18 protein-coding genes and 1 riboswitch are annotated in these 18,896 nt (G+C 42.9%); of the genes, 7 read left to right on the top strand and 11 right to left on the bottom strand.

The window, feature by feature from the left end:
* Nucleotides 1-14: 14 nt before the first annotated feature.
* Both mutY and B3L97_RS02735 read right to left on the bottom strand, forming a co-directional pair.
* Nucleotides 15-1,112 carry an A/G-specific adenine glycosylase gene (gene mutY, locus B3L97_RS02740; RefSeq protein ID WP_024823009.1) on the bottom strand — a complete coding sequence of 366 codons (1,098 nt, stop codon included), beginning with the start codon at nucleotides 1,110-1,112 and terminating at the stop codon, nucleotides 15-17.
* The gene (locus B3L97_RS02735; protein WP_286846445.1) at nucleotides 1,094-1,828 is read right to left on the bottom strand and encodes an acyl-[acyl-carrier-protein] thioesterase; all 735 of its coding nucleotides are present in this window, start codon (nucleotides 1,826-1,828) and stop codon (nucleotides 1,094-1,096) included. Before B3L97_RS02735 ends, mutY begins: the two co-directional genes overlap by 19 nt.
* A 105-nt stretch (nucleotides 1,829-1,933) precedes the next feature.
* Between B3L97_RS02735 and B3L97_RS02730 the strand changes: the two genes are divergently transcribed.
* The gene (locus B3L97_RS02730) at nucleotides 1,934-2,608 is read left to right on the top strand and encodes a protein-L-isoaspartate(D-aspartate) O-methyltransferase (protein ID WP_286933757.1); all 675 of its coding nucleotides are present in this window, start codon (nucleotides 1,934-1,936) and stop codon (nucleotides 2,606-2,608) included.
* Nucleotides 2,609-2,646: 38 nt separating this feature from the next.
* Here the strand turns inward: B3L97_RS02730 and B3L97_RS02725 are convergent, their stop codons facing one another.
* Both B3L97_RS02725 and B3L97_RS02720 read right to left on the bottom strand, forming a co-directional pair.
* Nucleotides 2,647-4,512: a TonB-dependent receptor plug domain-containing protein gene (locus tag B3L97_RS02725; RefSeq protein WP_286933755.1), complete on the bottom strand. Its 1,866-nt coding sequence runs from the start codon at nucleotides 4,510-4,512 to the stop codon at nucleotides 2,647-2,649.
* On the bottom strand, nucleotides 4,505-4,666 hold the full coding sequence (locus B3L97_RS02720; protein WP_156923406.1) for a hypothetical protein: 162 nt from the start codon (nucleotides 4,664-4,666) through the stop codon (nucleotides 4,505-4,507). The genes B3L97_RS02725 and B3L97_RS02720 overlap by 8 nt, the downstream gene beginning before the upstream one ends.
* A riboswitch (cobalamin riboswitch) is annotated at nucleotides 4,625-4,781 on the bottom strand. Its footprint overlaps the gene before it by 42 nt.
* Before the next feature lie 113 nt (nucleotides 4,782-4,894).
* On the opposite strand from B3L97_RS02720, the gene B3L97_RS02715 reads away from it, so the two are divergent.
* Genes B3L97_RS02715 through B3L97_RS02705 form a run of 3 tightly spaced genes read left to right on the top strand, consistent with a single transcriptional unit; the run spans nucleotide 4,895 to nucleotide 8,092 of the window.
* A complete protein-coding gene (locus B3L97_RS02715) occupies nucleotides 4,895-6,043 on the top strand; it encodes an ABC transporter substrate-binding protein (protein WP_286933784.1) in 1,149 nt (382 codons plus the stop codon).
* Nucleotides 6,040-7,041 (top strand): iron ABC transporter permease, encoded by a 1,002-nt coding sequence (locus B3L97_RS02710; protein WP_286846436.1) that lies wholly within the window; start codon nucleotides 6,040-6,042, stop codon nucleotides 7,039-7,041. Before B3L97_RS02715 ends, B3L97_RS02710 begins: the two co-directional genes overlap by 4 nt.
* Before the next feature lies 1 nt (nucleotide 7,042).
* Nucleotides 7,043-8,092, top strand: a complete 1,050-nt coding sequence (locus B3L97_RS02705; protein ID WP_286933752.1) for an ABC transporter ATP-binding protein — start codon at nucleotides 7,043-7,045, stop codon at nucleotides 8,090-8,092.
* Here B3L97_RS02705 and B3L97_RS02700 read toward each other — a convergent pair.
* From B3L97_RS02700 to B3L97_RS02690, 3 genes are read right to left on the bottom strand one after another with little or no spacing between them, the layout of a single operon-like run.
* Nucleotides 8,089-8,922 (bottom strand): energy transducer TonB, encoded by an 834-nt coding sequence (locus tag B3L97_RS02700; protein WP_024823002.1) that lies wholly within the window; start codon nucleotides 8,920-8,922, stop codon nucleotides 8,089-8,091. The two genes, B3L97_RS02705 and B3L97_RS02700, sit on opposite strands and share 4 nt — an antisense overlap.
* A gap of 1 nt (nucleotide 8,923) precedes the next feature.
* Entirely contained in the window at nucleotides 8,924-9,313 is a 390-nt protein-coding gene (locus B3L97_RS02695; RefSeq protein WP_024823001.1) for an ExbD/TolR family protein, read from the bottom strand.
* Between the two features lie 3 nt (nucleotides 9,314-9,316).
* Nucleotides 9,317-9,913 (bottom strand): MotA/TolQ/ExbB proton channel family protein, encoded by a 597-nt coding sequence (locus tag B3L97_RS02690; protein WP_286846433.1) that lies wholly within the window; start codon nucleotides 9,911-9,913, stop codon nucleotides 9,317-9,319.
* Between the two features lie 298 nt (nucleotides 9,914-10,211).
* On the opposite strand from B3L97_RS02690, the gene B3L97_RS02685 reads away from it, so the two are divergent.
* Nucleotides 10,212-11,618 carry a sodium-dependent transporter gene (locus B3L97_RS02685; RefSeq protein ID WP_286933743.1) on the top strand — a complete coding sequence of 469 codons (1,407 nt, stop codon included), beginning with the start codon at nucleotides 10,212-10,214 and terminating at the stop codon, nucleotides 11,616-11,618.
* 59 nt (nucleotides 11,619-11,677) lie between these two features.
* Here the strand turns inward: B3L97_RS02685 and speE are convergent, their stop codons facing one another.
* On the bottom strand, nucleotides 11,678-12,529 hold the full coding sequence (speE, locus tag B3L97_RS02680) for a polyamine aminopropyltransferase (protein WP_286846429.1): 852 nt from the start codon (nucleotides 12,527-12,529) through the stop codon (nucleotides 11,678-11,680).
* A gap of 38 nt (nucleotides 12,530-12,567) precedes the next feature.
* Entirely contained in the window at nucleotides 12,568-13,767 is a 1,200-nt protein-coding gene (locus B3L97_RS02675) for a type III PLP-dependent enzyme (protein ID WP_024822997.1), read from the bottom strand.
* Between the two features lie 191 nt (nucleotides 13,768-13,958).
* On the opposite strand from B3L97_RS02675, the gene B3L97_RS02670 reads away from it, so the two are divergent.
* Both B3L97_RS02670 and B3L97_RS02665 read left to right on the top strand, forming a co-directional pair.
* A complete protein-coding gene (locus B3L97_RS02670) occupies nucleotides 13,959-14,930 on the top strand; it encodes an MBL fold metallo-hydrolase (RefSeq protein WP_286933735.1) in 972 nt (323 codons plus the stop codon).
* Between the two features lie 110 nt (nucleotides 14,931-15,040).
* Nucleotides 15,041-16,024, top strand: a complete 984-nt coding sequence (locus B3L97_RS02665) for a glucokinase (RefSeq protein WP_349679278.1) — start codon at nucleotides 15,041-15,043, stop codon at nucleotides 16,022-16,024.
* On the opposite strand, the gene B3L97_RS02660 is transcribed toward B3L97_RS02665, so the two are convergent.
* The gene (locus B3L97_RS02660) at nucleotides 15,964-16,764 is read right to left on the bottom strand and encodes a DUF2993 domain-containing protein (protein WP_286933733.1); all 801 of its coding nucleotides are present in this window, start codon (nucleotides 16,762-16,764) and stop codon (nucleotides 15,964-15,966) included. The genes B3L97_RS02665 and B3L97_RS02660 overlap by 61 nt on opposite strands.
* 161 nt (nucleotides 16,765-16,925) lie before the next feature.
* Entirely contained in the window at nucleotides 16,926-18,890 is a 1,965-nt protein-coding gene (locus B3L97_RS02655; RefSeq protein ID WP_286933730.1) for an ABC-F family ATP-binding cassette domain-containing protein, read from the bottom strand.
* Nucleotides 18,891-18,896 lie beyond the last annotated feature (6 nt).

The following is an 18,896-nucleotide window of genomic DNA, read 5'->3' as shown; positions in this document are numbered from 1 at the left end:
AGTATTCCCTCTTTTTATCTCTTTTTTGAAAAGAAGAGATCTAAAAGTTTGCGAGTCCCTGCCTGATATGTAAGAGCTGATATGTTTTCAAAGCTGATCCAGTGAAAAGTTTTTTTTACGGGGTCAGGTACAGCATAGGGTAGAGATGTTGTATAGCCTTGGAGGTGGATGCGAGTATTCATTATCGAGTGTTGTATAGATCCGATCTCGTGAAATTTTTGCGTAGCCATCCATTTTTCGGGCAGTTCTTTCCTGAAAATGGCGTGATAATCTTCTTTGCTATCTTTAATTCCCCACGGCAATTCCCATAGCCTGCTCCACGGGCCGTCCAGAGGCCTTTGCCGAAGTAATAGCATGTCCTCACACAAAATAAGTGCTGCTACTGCTTCAACTTTTTTAGGTTTATCTGAATATAGAACTACGGGTCTCTCTCTTTCTGTTCCCGTCTTGTGCGCTTGGCAGAAGGGGCTAATTGGGCAATCAATACATCGGGGAAATTGTGGAACACATATAAGGGCTCCCAACTCCATGAGTGCCTGGTTAAAATCTCTAGGGGTATCGTGGGGCAAAAGTTGAGAAGCGAGGATATCTACGGTTACCTTTCCCTCTCCAGCATTTACAGGTATAGCAATGTCGGCTATTCGAGAAAGAACTCTTCGTACATTCCCATCGATTGCTGTATAGGGCATATTATAAGCAATACTAAGAATGGCTCCAGCCGTATAGGGCCCAATGCCAGGTAATTCTCGGAGAATGTTTTCGTTTGGCGGAATTGTTTCGTACCCCATAGATAGCAACATTTGGGCTGCTTTGCGAATATTTCGAACACGAGAATAATAGCCTAGCCCTTCCCAGAATTTTAAGACCTCTTCTTCTTGTGCTTCTGCTATATCGTGAAGACTTGGGAAGCGCTCCATCCAGCGGAGAAAATAGGGAATCACTCGATCCATTTGTGTCTGTTGTAACATGATTTCTGAAATCCATACCTCATAGGGACGATAACAATGGCGCCATGGTAGGTCCCTCTTATTTTGACAAAACCAGCAGAGCAACTCTTGATTAATTTTATTTCTTTCAATGTCCTTAGAAGATATTATTCGATTCTTTCCCATAGCGTGTGAATCCTTGAAACTTCTGCTCCATCAGATTGTCGGGTAATAATATGGTCAAAAGAGTTTGAAGCTTTTTGCCTTTGGGTTTGTACAATAGCAGCATCTCCATACATGAGTTGTTCCTTAAAAATAACGTTTATCGTCACTGGCCTCTGTGTTTGCAAAACTTCAGTGGGTACTGTTTCTGCAGCCCATTCTACATATACAGCGTTGTTTACATGATTATTAATGTCCAGATCCCGCATTCGGACGGGAAAAGACTCTTCTAAATCTATATGTTTTAAAGGCGGTATTGGTGAAAAAGAGAACTCAAAAGGAACTACTTCTTCATAGTATTCGGAAGAGACATGACGGTCAAGACGTACCGGTTTGTGGCTTTTATAGTCTATAATAATCCAAGATGTTACGGCTTTCCCGAGGGCTTCTCCAGATTGAGTGCGAATCTCAAAAGCTCGTAGAGAGTAGAGGTTCTTTAATGGGGAATGCCACGTGCGAATTACGAGACTTTCGTCAAGTTTTGGGTATCGTATCATTTCGAGGTGGTATCGATGAAGCACCCATGTATACCCTTTCTCCATGAGTTGTGGTATTGAGATGTTCATTCGGGAGGCATCTTTATCGGCCATGTCCTGAAGATAGTTAAAAATGGGGCCTAATTTAAGTTGCCCTTGTCCATTCACTTCAAAAAAACGGATATGTATTGTTTCTTCATACATTCATATGTCCCTCCATCATTTCTTTCAATCGTGCTTATTGTAATGCTCCTGCTCTTGTCATGGCAAGGTAAAGTAGATTTCCACAAGGGGGGTGGCGTGGCGTTCATGACATATCTTGATTGGCGTAAAGAAGCTGATTTTATGGTAGCAACTCAAATAGAGAGTCGTGGAGTGAGAGATAAACATGTTCTTGCTGCGATGAAACGAGTTCCAAGACATCTTTTTGTTTTTCCCGAATATATTTCTCTTGCTTATTTTGATGCCCCTCTTCCCATTGGTAAAAATCAAACTATATCTCAACCGTATATGGTTGCTCGTATGACGGAACTTTTGAGAGTATCTAAAGGAATGAGCGTATTAGAGGTAGGCACAGGTTCTGGATATCAAGCAGCTATTTTGGCGGAAATGGGTGCCTCAGTTGTCTCTCTTGAACGCATAGAATTTTTAGCACAGAGGGCCGAAGAGGTGCTTTCGCAGCTCGGATATTCCGTAATGGTCGTTGTTGCTGATGGTCGACAGGGATATGCTCCGAAAGCTCCATATGATGGAATCCTTGTGACGGCAGCGGCAGATATAGTGGAAGAACCGTGGCAAGAACAACTTGCTATGGGGGGGCGAATAGTTTTGCCCCTTTCAATAGAACCAGGGTTGCAGCGTCTATTGGTAATGGAGAAGAAGGGAGAGGGGCTATGGTTAGAGAATTGGTATGACTACTGTCGCTTTGTTCCAGTCGTGTCGGGAATAAGTAAACAAGAGATACATGAGAACAACGACACTTAAGGGAATTAAAAAAGGCGGGGTTTCCCCCGCCTGAAGAGCTAGAAGCTATATCGCCATGTGAGGTAAACGCTTCGTTCGGGGCCGTAATAATCCCAACCGGCAGAATTATATGTAAACTCTTCATCAAAGAGGTTATAGCAGCTTAAGCGGACTGTATGATCACCAGATTTCCACTCAGTGAAAATATCTGTCTGGAAATAGTCGTCGCCGGGATTATAAAGTTTTCCTGTCCAATCCTTTTGAGCAGGGGTTGTAGATCGGTTGGCGACGAAGCTACAGTTTATTCCAGTTGTCCATGGACCGTTGTGATATGTGAGAGAAGACATAAATTGCCATTCCGGCAAGCCGTAGCTATTTTCCCAGTTTCCAGCATTCCCTTTTTTCTCCTGAGCTTTTTGCCACGTTCCAGAAAGACCGAAACTCCATTTCTCTGAAAGATTCCATTTGTGGCTAGCTTCAACTCCATAAGATCTAAAGTCGTCCATATTTTCATAGGTGTTACTGCGCCAGATGATTTTATCTTTCATATTAGAGTAAAAGATTCCGAGGCCCCAATTCCCAGAGTCATTTGCTCCTTTTATTCCCAGATCATAATTCCATCCTTTTTCTGGCTTGAGGTTGGGATTCCCTTTAGTTCCCCATGGACCATTTGCATGAAGTTCATACATGCTAGGCATAGCGAAGAAACGCCCGGCAGAAATATACCAGGCAGTGTTGTTGTTGAGCGGAAGTTGAAGGGTCATTTTGGGCATGAGTTCATTATAGTTGTCTGCGTTATCCTGGCGCCATATTTCGTATCGTAATCCAAGGGTTCCGATAACATCGCCAAAAGGACGAGAGAGTTCTACAAAGGGGGCGTAATTTGTCCGATCCTGGTTTATTTCAGGGTCAAAAGTAGATGGTCTGTATGTTGTTTCTTCTTTTCTATATGTCATTCCCCATGAAGCAAGAGTAGCGCCCCATTGGCTTCGTTTCCCAAACTCCGTAGTAAAAGCCCGATCTTTGTAATAGTTATCTTGATTTTGCTGGATATAATATCTCTGGTCGTTATAACCCATCAACACATAGTAGCTGTTCCCGTTGTAACGGAAAGAATGTCGCTGATATTGTCCTTTCTCTTTGTTAATATCTACTGGGACCATCCAGCCCGGAGTTTCATATGTGTTCTTAAATTCCCCTGTTTCACTTTTAAAATTCCAGTTTTTGCCATTGAGAGTTACGCCGTAAGCATTTTCTTTATAGTCGAGGGCATTGTAGATTTTTTCGGTCTGTTCAAGTAAGCGATGCTCTCCTTCTTCTTTGTGGGAATACCAGATGCCAGCATTGATTTTTTCTCCAGCACCCTCTCCTTGGACAAAGTACCGTCGCCAGTCATTAGGACCGACCTCTCCTTCTATAGTTATTCCCTCCGTGGCTTTCCGGGTAATTATATTAATAACACCACCGGCAGCCATGGAACCATAAGTAGCTGAGCCAGTTCCTTTGACTACATCAATGCGCTCAATGTTGGAAATCGGGAAATCTCGAAAATCAACAGAGGCAGCGCCAGCTCCATGGGATGAGCGGTAATAGGGAACGCCATCAACTAAAACAAGCACTTCAGTTACGTACCCTCTCATAGAAATTTGAGAGTTATTCGAATGACCAGTCTTTTGCTTTACATAAATTCCCGGTACATTCTGTTCAAGAATGGTTGCTAAATCTCTGGATCCGCTTCTTTCAATTTGGTCACGGGTAATAACGTAGGTTGGAGCTGGAACTTCTTCCAGGCTTGTCGCCAATCTACTCCCTGTAACTATTTCCTCAGGAACATCGTAGACTTTTTCTGCTCCTATTGCCGCTCCTGCCATAAAGACAAAAGTCGCAGCCATGCACGCCGCAATGAGTCCTTTCTTCTTAACCACCATAGTCCCCCCTAAAAATATAAAAATGGCGAGAAGCAAGGTTAACACGACAACCTCTTCTCGCCATGTATAAGGCTAGGAAGATAGTCATCACACCACGCCCTCGCATGATAATGACTCTTGTCTTCCAGCCGGTCTCCTGACTCCAGTTCATCCTCCCTCGTACCTTCCCAGTTTTCCCAGTGGTATTACGAGTTTGTCTCTGTTACAGTGGCGGGGCCGTTCTGGTTTCACACCAGATTCCCGAAGCTGGAAAACATAGATCCCTATTTGATTTTGTAGGCAATGATAGCGATAATTGGAATTGACCTAATCGCACATTTACTATTATACATATCTTACAATAAAAAAATCTACTAAGAGGAAATCTTTTGTGAAAAATATGAAAAAAATTAAATGGAATCTCTTTAATGTTTTACTTTGGGTATGGGGTTTTGTCCTTTTGTATCCCGTCCCTTCTTTCGCCTCTTCTATGGAACTTCAATATGCTAAAGGTTTTAAGGTGAGCAGAGAAGAGGGATATAGCATAGTCACTGTCGTCCAACCTTGGGCTGGAGCCCGGGAAGGGCAACAGTATCTTCTCGTATCACAGGGGGCCTCTATCCCTGAAAGGCTTGCCCATTTGCCAATTGTACATGTCCCAGTTCGACGAGTTATTACCACATCCATGACCATGCTCCCTTTTATAGAGGAACTTGGCGGAGCGGATGTATTTGTGGGGGTGGGAGGGAAACGATATGTATATTCCAACGTTATTCGTAACTCTGATCTCCCTGACGTAGCTGCTGATGCAGGGGCAGGATTGCGCCTCGACGTGGAAAAAATTCTTTCTTTACGCCCGGATGTCGTTTTTGTTTATGCGTATACGGCAACAGAGAAAGAGGCTGCGGATCGGTTACGGCAACTTGGAGTCCCCCTTGTTATTGCGTCAGATTATTTGGAAGAAGAACCTCTCGGTATGGCAGAATGGATTAAATTCGTGGGTTTGTTCCTGGGCGAAGAAGGGGAGGCAGATGCTTTTTTTCGGCGAGTTGCTGAACGATATAACTCTCTCGTACAAAAAGTGCGGGATATGACGAAGGAACGCCCTACAGTTATGGCAAATGCAGCTATTGGCGGGACATGGTATGTTCCAGGAGGACGAAGCTGGCCTGCTTACTTGCTTCGTGATGCAGGAGGCCGCTATCTTTGGTCTGACCTTAATCAGCGGGGAGGGGTCCCCATAGATTTTGAAAATGTGTTAGAACGAGCTATCTCCTGTGATTTTTGGATTAACGCTTCTTCATGGCAAAGCTTAGAGGACGCTATAACTGAAGATCCCCGTTATGAAACGTTTCGTCCCTTCAAGGAAAGAAGAATTTATAATAATAATGCTCGTGTGACGAAAAGTGGAGCTAACGATTATTATCAGCAGGGCATCATGCGCCCAGACTTGATTTTAGAAGATTTAATTGCTATTTTACATCCTCATTTACTGCCAAACCACGAGCTCTTTTTTTATCATCAATTGTCAGAGAGGAATATACCATGAAATATCGCCAGATGTTTCTTTTTGTGGCGCTCCTTGGGATCGGTGTAATTTTGGTAGCTCTTACCCTTTCTTTAGGATCTGTTTCTATCCCCTTTTCGGCTCTTTTACAAAGTCTTTTAGGGAGTGAAAGGGTCTCTGAGGAGTGGCGAGTAATAGTTATGGAATTAAGATTTCCTCGGGCCCTTACTGCATTTTTTGCTGGAGGAGCTCTCTCTGTGTCAGGTTTAGGGATGCAAACCCTTTTTCAAAATCCTTTAGCCGGTCCCTTTATCCTTGGTATTAACGGCGGAGCGAGTCTGGGTGTAGCAATGGCCACTTTAATAGTTGGGTCTTTGGCTAATGTAGGACTTGCTGGTGCGGCATGGTTGGGTAGCTGTCTTATTATGATGGCCATGTTGGCTGTAGCAGGTAAAATTAAGGATAATACTACTCTTCTTATTTTAGGTCTCATGTTTGGATATGCAGTGAGTGCTTTGGTGAGCGTCTTAATTCATTTCAGTACTCCAGAACGTATTCAACAATTTGTAGCGTGGAGTTTTGGAAGTTTTTCCTCTGTGTCCTGGGGGCAGCTTTCTTTGTTAGTACCTGCTTCTATTCTTGGTTCTGGCGCAGCTTTTATTATGGCAAAACCTCTCAACGCTCTACTCTTGGGAGAGTCATACGCATCTACCATGGGAGTCCCTGTAAAGAGGGTTCGTATCCTCCTCATAGCCCTAACGTCTTTCTTGGCGGGAAGTGTCACAGCTTTTTGCGGTCCAATTGCTTTTCTGGGGGTAGCAGTTCCTCATCTATGTCGGGGCGCATTTAAGAGCGCCGACCATCGTTTTTTAGTACCAGCTTGTGCGTTAGTCGGTGGGAATCTTGCTCTTTGCGCTGATTTTATAGCCCATGTCCCTGGTAGCTCTATCGTTCTACCTCTTAATGCTGTTACATCTCTTATAGGAGCTCCTGTTGTGGTATGGGTTGTCTTTCGGAGTAGAAGGAAGGAAGAGATGTAGCATGGATACTGTCCATCCTCCTCTCCTTACTGTGGAAGATCTTACCATTGGTTATCCTGTAAAAAAGGGATATTCCGCACCAGTTGCTCAACATATGTCTTTTACTCTGTGGCCTGGGGAGATCGTTTGTTTAGTAGGCCCTAATGGTGCAGGAAAAACTACACTCTTGAAAACACTTGCAGGAATTCTTAAACCTCTGTCTGGGATTTTGCAGATAAAGCAGCACAACATAAAGACCCTTTCTTACGTGCAGCGATCAGCCTTAATGAGTTTTGTAATGGCTGGCCGTCCAGATGTTCAGGGACTCACCGCTTTTGAGCTTGTCTCACTGGGACGCTATCCTTATACAAATTGGCGTGGTGAATTGGAGCAGAGTGATCACGACATTATACGTGCATCTTTGGAGCAGATGCAGGCATGGCATCTTTCTCGCCGACTCTTTTCCGAATTGAGCGATGGAGAAAGCCAGCGGGTCCTTATTGCTAGAGCTTTGGCTCAGACAACACCTATTCTTTTGCTTGATGAACCGACGGCTTTTTTAGATTTGCCTCGCAAAGTGGAGCTCTTATCTCTTTTGCGAAACTATGCCTGGTATGAGAAGAAAGGGATCATTTTGTCCCTTCATGACATAGACTTAGCCTTACGTTTTGCCGATCGTCTTTGGTTATTATCCCCAGAAGGAATTTCTTTCTCAGGTGTTCCTGAGGATTTGGTTCTTGCGGGAGCAATTTCTTCTGTCTTTTCAACAGAGAATATTCATTTTGATATAGGAACGGGGGAATGGAAGTTAAACGGAAACGGAAAGGGAAGTTCTGGGCGTTTTGTTGCTGTAACAGGTACGTCTAATGAACTTTTTTGGACTTGCCGAGCATTGAAGAGAAAAGAATATACGTTAGTTCCTCCTGAAAAAGCGAAAGTTTCTATCTTTATACGTAGCGGGGTAGATCCTTTTTGGGATCTTTCTTTCCCCGAGATGGGGGAGAGAAGGGGCTCCTCCCTTGCGAAAACCTTAGAGCTTTTAGATGAATATTTTAATAAAGTTCCCCATTAATCTTTGAGGGAAAAAATGACGGGGACTCTCACAGTTCCTGTTAAATCTTCAGTAAAAAGCCATTGTTTAATGGCAGTCAATGCGGCCTGATCAAGTCGCGAATAGGAGCTGGATTTCTCTATACGTACTGTTATGAGATCTCCTTTATGCACATGAGCGAGAAGGGTTACAGTTCCTTCTTCTCCTTTTCTACGACTGATTAGAGGGTATTGGGGGTGTACGCGCTTTTTTATTGTTACAGATGAAAGCTCGAAGACGGAGGGCAATTCTCCATGTCCAGAGCCAACCCCGCCTTTTTTGCAGAGCCCTTGGTCAGCGCTTATTTCCTCCCCTTTGCCATGTCCTTCTACTGTGCCAGCGGACGTTCTCTCTGCCTCCTTCTTTGCATCATCATTCATGTCTCCTTTTGTGTCCGAGCCAGAGAGGGTATGGGCAACAGTCGTAGTAGTGATTGTTCTTTCCTCCTCCTCTTTTTCTTTTGTCGATTTTTCGAGGTTGCGAAGGGCTGTTGCTTGCTGTGCTTGTTGCTCTTTCTTGTTTTCAATCTTTGAGATTTGTTGTTGAGGTGCAGACAGAAATGTAGGGGATAGCGTTTGCATGGAAGATAAATGCGCATCTTCTATCTTTTTTGAAGGTTGAGAGCCTGCTCCTATTGATCTATCCTCAGCACGTTCTGAACATTGCCCCGGTTTCGTTGTTTTGACAAGCGTAACTATCATAAGCGGCTCTGAGGATAGAGGTTCGCTCGGTGGCAATTTGGGCAGGCAAAAAAACAGAAGAACATGTAAGAAGAGGCTACATAGAAGAGGAGGAACAAAGCGTTTTGCCATACTAATCCTCCTGAAGGGCTAACCCTACAGACTGGATCCCGTTTTGATTGAGACGAGATAGGAATGACGCTACATGTCCATAAGAAATGCTACGGTCCGCTGCAATTAAAAGAGTTTTCCCTGCCTCCTGCGCCTGTCTCGCCAAGGTGATGAGATCCTCTTCAGAGACAGCGCCCTCTTCCCAGAAAAGAGTCCCCTCGGAATTTATTGTTATGTAAACAGCGAGAGCGGCGTCTACAGTAGATGCCTGTCCGTTTGGAAGTTGCACTCTTATCTGACTTTGCCCGAAAGTTGTCGTAAGGACAAAGAAAATAATAAGAATAAAGAGAATATCAATAAGAGGGGTGATATCTATTTCAGGCAAACGGCTGCGAGTCGACCGAAAAGTCACTGTTTATTCCCCCGCGTGGTGGGAGCGCGTGGTTTCTATAAGTTTCTCCCGAATCAGAAAATCGGCACCCCTAAAAAGTGTTTCTTCTTGGTCGTCTATTCGAGAGACGAGAAATGTGTAACCCAGAACAGTTGGAACAGCCACGCTGAGGCCAGCAACGGTAGTGAGGAGCGCTTGCCAAATGCCACCAGCTAAAGAGATCATCGGTGCTTGCCCTGCGGTAGGCAAACTCCTGAAAATCTCTACCATGCCAAGAACGGTACCAAGTAGCCCTAATAAAGGAGCAACGCGGGAAATAGTGCCGAGGAGAGTGAGCCCTTTCATCCAACGAAAGAGCTCTCGACGTATCTGTTGCTCAAGTAAGAGTTTAAAAGCTTCCGTATCAACTTGCCAATGGGTAACAGCAGCAGAAAAAAGGCGGTGAAGGGAAGATTTTCCACCTTTTGCTATTTCCACAGCTTGTTGAGAGTCATTGTTAAACAGAGCCTTGCTGAGAGCTAATTCTAACGCTTCGGCATCTGTAGAAGCTCTTTTGAAAAAAAAGAGTCGCTCGATAAAAATAGCAAGAGCTACAATTGAAAGCCCCAATATAATCCACATGAGAGGCCCTCCTGCGTTCATAAATTCCATTTCGCTCACCTCATCGTTAAAGAAATCTCTCTGGTAAGTATGATAAATCTCTGCCATATTGTCAAAGACTGGAAAAATCTCTAAAAAAGGTTGACGAAACACAATTACTGTCTTAAAATTCAGTACAATTTATCCCCTCAGGAGTACTTTAATCCCCTAAATAAAAACTCATGAGGATTTAGTTTGAGGCTATTCATTCCATATCGTGATGCGTGATATGGAAGCCAATTTTTATTCTTTATATATTTTATCGAGGGAGTGGTTCATAGTGGAGAACACGGGTAAGCCCAGAGAAGGCTTTTCGTCAGGACTCGCAGTCTTTTTCGCCTCTTTAGGGTCGGCAGTTGGTCTGGGTAACATCTGGAAAATCCCCTATTTGACAGGGTCAAATGGTGGCGGCGCTTTTCTTTTTGTCTATTTTATATGCATTCTTTTTGTAGGCATACCGGTCCTTCTCTGTGAGTGGTATATAGGCCGGCGTACCCGACACAATGCCATAGGTGCTTTTGAAAGTTTAAAACCAGGATCCCTTTGGAAGGGAGTCGGCGTAATGGGGGTCCTCTCGGCCTATCTAGTTATGTTCTTTTATACATGTGTTGCAGGCTGGGTTTATTTCTATTGCTTCAAAGCTCTCACAGGTGCGTTTGCTTCTATTAGTGCCGAGAGTGTTGAGGGGCTTTTTGGTGAGGTTATTGGTGTAGGGACAGCTGGGCAGTCTTTCTTTTCGAAGGCTGTTCTTTCGCCTATCTTTTGGCAGTTTATAGTGCTTTGTGTTGTTGGATTTGGCATCTCTATGGGGGTGCGCAGTGGAATAGAGCGAATTACCAAGACTCTTATGCCGCTGCTTTTTGTTCTTATCGTAATTTGTGACATCCGGGCCCTTACTTTGCCTGGCGCTGGAGAGGGTGTTCGATTCCTTTTTCATGTAGATTTTTCTCGGATTACCCCTTCAGTGGCCTTAAGCGCTTTGGGGTTAGCTTTCTTTAAATTGTCTCTAGCTATGGGTATTATGATCACGTACGGTTCTTATTTTACCGAGGATGTTCACCTTTTTAAAACAGCTGGGAAAATCGTTTTTTCAGATATGCTCGTCTCTATGTTGGCAGGACTGGCCATCTTCCCAACAGTTTTTTCTTTTGGAATGGAGCCATCGGCGGGGCCTGGCCTTCTGTTTATGACTATTCCGCTGGTTTTCTCAAAAATGCCCTTTGGAACGGTTTTACTTGCCGCTTTCTTTTTACTAACGTCTTTTGCTGCTACAACGGCTCTTCTTTCTCTTATGGAAGTTCCTGTAGCTTTCTGGTCTGAAGAGTTCAAGATGTCTAGAAAGAAAGCAACATTTATGAACTGTCTTTTTATTGGACTGGTCGGTATTACTGCGACTCTTTCCGTAGATAGTTCAAGTCTGTTAGGTGGAATAAAGCTTTTTGGAGATGGATTCTTTGATTTTTATGACCATTTATCCTCTAACATTATTATGCCTCTTGGAGGATTGCTTATTGCCATTTTTGTAGGATATTTTTCAAAAAAAGAGGACGTGGCGTACGAACTTTCGAATCATGGTACCCTTGAGAATGGTTTTTATGTGCGCTTTTTCTCTTTTGTTATACGCTATGTTTCGCCAGCATTGCTTGTTATCATTTTACTAAATACCATTGGTATCATATCTTTTTAGATAAGGTCTATTGTAAAAAAGAGAAGGGGCTTGATCCTAGGATCAAGCCCCTTCTCTTTTTATTTATCATGAAGAAGATCCTTTAAAAAAGGAGGCAAAACAAAAGCTGCTTTGTGAATGTCGCGAGTGTAATATTTAGTCCCTTCTGGCACGGTGTGCCTTGGAGTCGATGGGTCGACTTCTTTCGAACCGATAGTATATGTCCACATCCCTGATGGATATGTAGGCATAGCTCCCCAACACAAGGATGTTATTGGATAGACACTTTTCATGTTTTTATATGCTTCTATCATAATCTTCGTATCGGAGAATGGAGACTCTGTCTGGGCAATTATTATCCCATCTTTCTTAAGAGCCTTTTTCACCTCTTCATAAAAACTCGATTCGAAAAGTCCTGCGGCAAAGTCCACAGGGTCTGTACTGTCGACAATGGCCACGTCAAAACATTCAGAGACGGAACGTATATAGGATAAAGCATCTTCAGAACGTATTTCTGCTCTAGGGTCATCCATAGCGCAACTAAGAGTAGGAAGATATTCCTTTGCTGCTTCAATAACGTCGCTATCAATATCGATGAGGACAGCTTTTTCTACGTTTTTATGTCGAAGAACCTCGCGAAGAACCCCACCGTCTCCCCCTCCTACTATAAGTACGTGTTTGGGATCGGGATGGGCACAGAGAGGGATATGAGCCATCATCTCTGAATAGCAGAATTCCTCTCTTTCCCCTATTTGTATAGCGCCATCAAGAACAAGCATCCGACCATACTCTGCCGTTTCCACAAGCAGGATTTCTTGGTAATCGGATTTCTTGTTTACAAGTACGCGATTTACCCTTAAGCTCAACTTCATATTTGGAGTCTGCTCTTCCGTTAGCCATATCTGGTTAAATCTTTTCCCCCGGCGTTCCAAAAAGCACCATCTCCTTTCGATGTTTTTGGCCCTGTGCGTTACTTCTCCTTATGAGACCCCCGAGGTAAGATGTAAGCTGCCAGAGGTGGGAACCCATTAAAGTAAATAGACGAGTAACTTTGAGTATAGGCACCAGTAGTAAAAATGTAGACACGGTCACCTTCCTCTAAGGTTAATGGCAGTTCATATTTTTCTTGCTCGTAAAGGATGTCCATACTGTCACATGTGGGACCGGCCAATATTACTTCTTGAGTCAACCCTGTTTTTTCTACATAAATCGGGTATTTAATCGATTCATCCAATGTTTCAATAAGCCCACCAAACTTGCCAACGTCGAGATAGACCCAACGATATTGATTATATTCAGATTTTCTTGAGACAAGAACTACTTCTGAAACCAAAACTCCTGCATCGCCAGCCATATAGCGGCCGGGCTCGAGAAGAATTTCGGGGAGGTCTTCACCAAAATCTTCCTTTAGATAACGAGTTATTTCAGTGCCGTATACATCAGGGCCGACGGTAGGGTAAATATATTTTGAAGGGAACCCTCCGCCCAAATTGATCATTTTAAGCTTTATCCCTTTTTCAGCTACTGCATCAAAAAGGTATTTGCATGTGGATATGGCATGGTCCCATTGACCCAGGTCTCTCTGTTGAGAACCCACGTGAAATGAAACTCCATAGGGAACCAATCCCAACCCTTTCGCCATAATAATAAGCTTGTAAATAGTGTCAGGATGGGCTCCGAATTTCCTGGAAAGAGGCCAGTCGGCCCCGCTTCCATCAGTGAGAATCCGGAAAAAGACCTTAGAGCCGGGAGCATTTTGGGCGAGCTTGTAGAGGTCGTTTTCCGAGTCTGTGGCAAAAAGGCGAACTCCTTTTTCATATGCATAAGCAATGTCTTTTGCTTTCTTAATTGTGTTACCATAACTGACACGATCCGGTGTTGCTCCAAGGGCTAGAACCTGATTCAGCTCATAGACTGAAGCAATATCGAAACAGCTGCCCTTTTCTACGAGCAGCTTCACCACGTCATCAAGCGGATTAGCTTTTACAGCGTAATAAATTTTCGCAAAGGGCATCCCTTTTTGAAGAGAGTCGAACTGCTCTTCTATCTTGTCTAAATCCACAATAAGACAAGGGGTTTCTTTGTTGCCAGCAAAAGCCTTTATTTCTTCGAATTTCTCTCGGGGCATATACCGCTCGATATCAAATTCGTAGTGACGGGATGTTTCCACTGCAGCACCTCCAGTAAGAAAATTTCTGTTTATATTTTATAGTAAAGGTACGAAGATTTTTGCGCAATAACATAGAGGGAGTCTTTCCTTGACAGAGGCTTTTCATTCTCCATAAACTATATTTGTGCGCATTGAATATAAAAAGATACATGATTTTTTTAAAAAAAGATAGTCCTTGGGAGGAAAAAATAATGATGAACTTTTACCCTATTGATGCCTCTTTAGCTACATTTCATCGTGCGTTGGAATTTGAAGGAGGAACGTTAGATCTTATCGATCTTCCTCTTTCTCTCCCTGGCTTTAGCCACTTCCTTTCGTCGTGGCTTCTTCGGGATGAGAAAAAGGGAAGAACCATATTAGTAGACCCAGGCCCGACGTCCACTCTCCCAAAACTTTTAAATGCGTTAAAGAGCGTGGGTGTTTCGTGTATAGATTATATTGTTTTAACCCATATCCATATAGATCATGCCGGCGGAGTGGGAAACTTATTAAAATATTTCCCTGAGAGCAAAGTCGTAGCTCCAAATAGAGGGGTAAAGCATTTAATAGACCCATCTCGTCTTCAAAAAGCTAGCCTTAAAACATTGCGCCAAGTAGCTTTGGAGTATGGAGAAATGGCAGCTGTACCTGCAGATGCTATCATTCCGCGTGAAGATCTGACAGATATTCTTTTTGTGGATACTCCAGGGCACGCCCCCCATCATCATTCCTTTTATTATCCTTTAGAAGGTGAAAATCCTTTGCTTTTTGCAGGGGAAGCTGCAGGTGTTTTTTGGGGCGATATGGAAGGGAAGCAGTTTTATATGCGCCCTACAACGCCGCCGAGATTTTTCTTCCATTCCGCTATGGATTCCATTAAACTTCTCTTAAGAAGACCTTGTTCGTTACTACTTTATGCTCACTATGGAATGGTGCGTCATGGGGACCTTTTTTTAAAGCGGTCATTAGAGCAACTTAATGAGTGGAGAGAAAAAGTGAAGAGAGAGGAAGGGGGGGCGCTTCCTGATCTAGTTGATCGTATCTTAAAAGAAGATCCTTATGTGGAAAGATTTTATGAAATGTCTGTGGATGAGCAGCGTCGAGAGCGATATTTTATTACTAACAGTCTTCGCGGGATAGCAGAAGGGCTCGCTGACGAGAAAAAAGAAGGAGCTTCTTCATGAAAGAGAAAATGACTCGGTTCTTTTTGATTCTTTTTTTTATAATTTTTATCGCATGGCTTCAAGTGTATCTGGCCAGATTTTTGAGTTAAGAGAGGTGATAAACCACGAAGATTTTAGCGGCGGATATAGGTGGGACTACGAGTCGACTGGGACTTTTTATGATTGGAAGGGAAAGCATCGAATTGGAAGGTTCTTTAGAACTGAAAACTGCGGCATTTTCTTCTTTCTTTAACCTTTTAAAAAAAGCAGCAGAGATAGACCTGCGGTTTTCCTTGGCGCAGGTTCAGGGATGTGTTTTTGCTGTCCCGGGGCCGTTAGAAGATGAAGATGTGGTTGTTCTTACCAATGTAGAATGGACTATACCTGTGGCAGTTCTTCGTAAGCAATACCCACAGATTTCTATAGAGGTAGTAAATGATTTTGTGGCCCAGAGCTATGGGTGTCTCGCTGCTCAAGCTGAGGATATGGAAGTTGTACAATATGGGGTTCCTCGAAAGATGTCTCCTCTTGCTGTGATAGGAGCGGGAACGGGATTAGGGCATAGTGCTCTCTTCCCTTGGAGAAACGAAGAGTATATTCCAGTTGCTTCTGAGGCTGGGCATACCCTCATCTCTTTTTATGAGAAAGAAAAAGACTTCGAGCTTTTTCTGAAAAAACGATTGAGTGTCCCCTATATAACAAAAGAAATGGCTGTTTCTGGGAGGGGGCTTTCTCTGCTTCATTTATTTCTCACCGGTCGAGAGCTATCTTCTCCTGCTGTTGTGGCTGAAATATCCTCTACATCACTTACAACTTATTTTTTTGCTTCGTTCTATGCCAGGGCTTGCAGAGATTTTGCATTGACGATACTCCCCATGCACGGTCTCTTTATCAGCGGAGGTGTTGCCGTTTCCAACCCGTGGTTAGTCAATAACGATTTCTTTAGAGAAGAGTTTAATTTCTCTCTTACTCATTCAAGTCTTTTATCTCGCATCCCACTGTATGTTTTGCTTAGAGAGGATATGGGACTATGGGGTGCGGCGCGATATGGGTACTATCGCTTTAATTTGGGCGAGCAGACCACAGGGTCAGAAACCCCCTTTTCATATTGGTAGATGATGCCGTCAAAAGGTTCTGGCTCTCTGGAACTCGAAAGAGTTATGGACGTATCATCATAGGATATGGACGTTAACTTAAGGGGGAAGACAAAACGGCTTAAGTCAAGAAGAGGCTGAATTTGGGATACGGCCTTTTCCGTAATGAAAGCTGGGATGTCTACTCGATTTACCCGTACTGTATATTGGTCAAGCCATATTTGTTGAAAATCTACGATCTTCAAACGACTTTCTATCTCTATAAGGATATCAAGTTTAAATAACATTCGGACCAGATAATAACCTTTAGCATATATTCCACCAGGATGAATATCGAGCTGAAGGTTGTGCCAATGATCGTTGTCTCCGAATTCTTTTTGTAGAAGATTCTGGTTAATGTCGTTTTCGTCAATGATTCCTTTGGCGTGAATATTCAATATCTGCTCTACTTCAGGGCCGTCTTCACCCCATGTGTGAACAGGAGAGAGCTGGATCCCCGAGCCTCGTATAACGAGGCTTTTAATTCGCACCCCACCTATAACAGCTCCCTTAAGATCCATGTAAACGTCGCGAATATACCCCTCTTCTCCAGGCTCTTCGTCGAAAATCATAACCATTTTTTCAGGATCTAGTTGTTTTATAAAATGGTATTGAAGTTTTTGTCCCGGTGTCATAACGGGCAGCGTAGCCGCAAAACCTGTGTTAACGACCAATAATGTTATAAAGAAACATATTACAAAATAGAGGGGAAATCGTCTCATTGCATATCCTCCTTAAGAATCACAACTATGTTCCTTGTAAGTATTCTATCATTAAGAAGTAATATGCGAAGTATCTCTTGGGTTTTATAGAGACCTGAAAAAATTATAAAAAATCATAAAAAGGGGCGATTCGTCTAAAAGGATCGTGTCTTTTCATAATTTTAAACAGACGAAGTGTTTTCTTCTTCTATTGCCTCTAGCTTTTCCATAAGGACTTCCCACTCCTTCATCTTTTCCTCAAGTTGGGTTTCAATGAAATTATGTCTTACCATAACTTCTTGGACAGCCTCCGAATTTATTAGAAAATCTGAAGAACAAAGTTGTTTTTCAATTTCTGCTTTCTCTGACTCCAGTTCTGCTATGGATTGTTCCAAAGGCTCGAGAACTTTATTAACTTTCTGCTTTTCCCGATAAATTATATTACGTATCTCTCCTTCTTTCCGTCTCCTTTCTCGCTCATTTTCTTTGTTCGTACTGCTGGCTTTAGCCTCTTCATTCATCAATGCTACTTTCTCTGCTTGAGAAAGAGCTTTTCGTTTCTCAATGAAATAAGAATAATTGCCGGGATAATCGTAAATTTGCCCATCCCGAATTTCAATAACACGTGAAACCAGGTTATCGAGAAAGTATCTATCGTGAGAGACGATGATCAACGTTCCACTGTATTCCATTAATGCCTGCTGAAAAATATCACGTGTACGCATGTCCAGATGGTTTGTTGGTTCGTCAAGGATCAGCAAATTTGTTTCTTTTAAAAGAAGCTTAAGTAAGGCGACTCGGGACTTTTCTCCTCCTGAAAGCACGGATATAGACTTATAAATATCATCGCCGCAAAAAAGAAAGGCACCAAGGAGATTCCGTTTTTCTCCATCAGAGCCAAGATAACCAGTATGAGATATTTCTTCCCAGACAGTGCGCTTGTAATCGAGGTTCTGAGCGCTTTCCTGGGAGAAAAATCCCATTTTGACATTGTAACCGTAGAGAACCTTTCCCTCAGTGGGAGGTTCTGCCTTGCTTATCAGTCGTGATAAAGTTGATTTTCCTGCTCCATTAACTCCGACTAAAGCAATTTTTTCACCACGAGTTACATTGAACGATATATCGCTGAAGACCCAGTGAGCATCATACTGCTTTCCTGCCCTTTCTACAGAAAGAACATTATGTCCACTTCTGGGGCATGGTGGAAAATGAATGGCTATAGCCCGTTCCTCGCTGTCTAATTCTACGAAGTCCATTTTTTCAAGTTGTCGAATTCTACTTTGAACCTGAGCTGCTTTTGTTGCTTTATAACGGAAACGCTCAATGAAGATTTTTGTCTTCTCGATCTCTTCTTTTTGTTTTTTGAAAGTTCGCTCTAACTCTTCTTCTTTACGTGCTTTCTCTTCTAGATACCACGAGAAATTCCCTTTATATACGGTAATAGTTTTGTTAGAAAGTTCGGCAGTAACAGAACAGACCTTATCAAGAAATCTCCGGTCATGGGAAATAGCCACGAGAGTTCCGTTAAAGGAAAGGAGCCATTCTTCGAGCCATTCCATACTTTCAGTATCGAGATGGTTGGTAGGTTCATCAAGTAGAAGAATATCTGGTGCGGAAAGGAGAAGGGCCGCTAAAGATATCCTCATTTTCCATCCGCCAGAAAACTCACTGCTTTTACGGTGGATGTCTTCATTGGAAAAACCTAATCCTTTCATGACTTTCTGAGCCATAGCAGAGAATTCATAGCCTCCCTGCTGTTCATAGCGGTGAAGTATAAGATCATGATGTTTTAAGAGCTGGTAATATTCTTGCCCACTTTCCACAGCCTGAGTAATAGCCTTTTCAAGGGCTTTCAGCTCTTTCTCTGTTTTGTAGACACCGGCCTGTTTTTGTAGGTACTCTAAGAGCGGAATGTCTTCTATTTCCACAAGATCTTGGGGCAGATATCCTATACGGCAATCTTTAGGAAAGAATACATTCCCTTCATGGGGTTCTATAGATCCCATGAGGATTTTGAAAAGAGTAGTCTTTCCGCTACCATTGTTTCCTACAAATCCAGTTTTAGTTCCGAAAGGAATTATCCAATTTAGTTCTTTATAAAGAGTTTGTTCTCCAAAAAAATGGGTTATGTTTGACAATTGAATCAATTTTTT

Origin of the sequence: Aminobacterium sp. UBA4834 (genome assembly GCF_002400205.1) — a bacterium.
GTDB lineage: Bacteria > Synergistota > Synergistia > Synergistales > Aminobacteriaceae > Aminobacterium > Aminobacterium mobile.
Note: the sequence above shows the minus strand (reverse complement) of the source record. Positions and strands in the feature narration are given on the sequence as shown.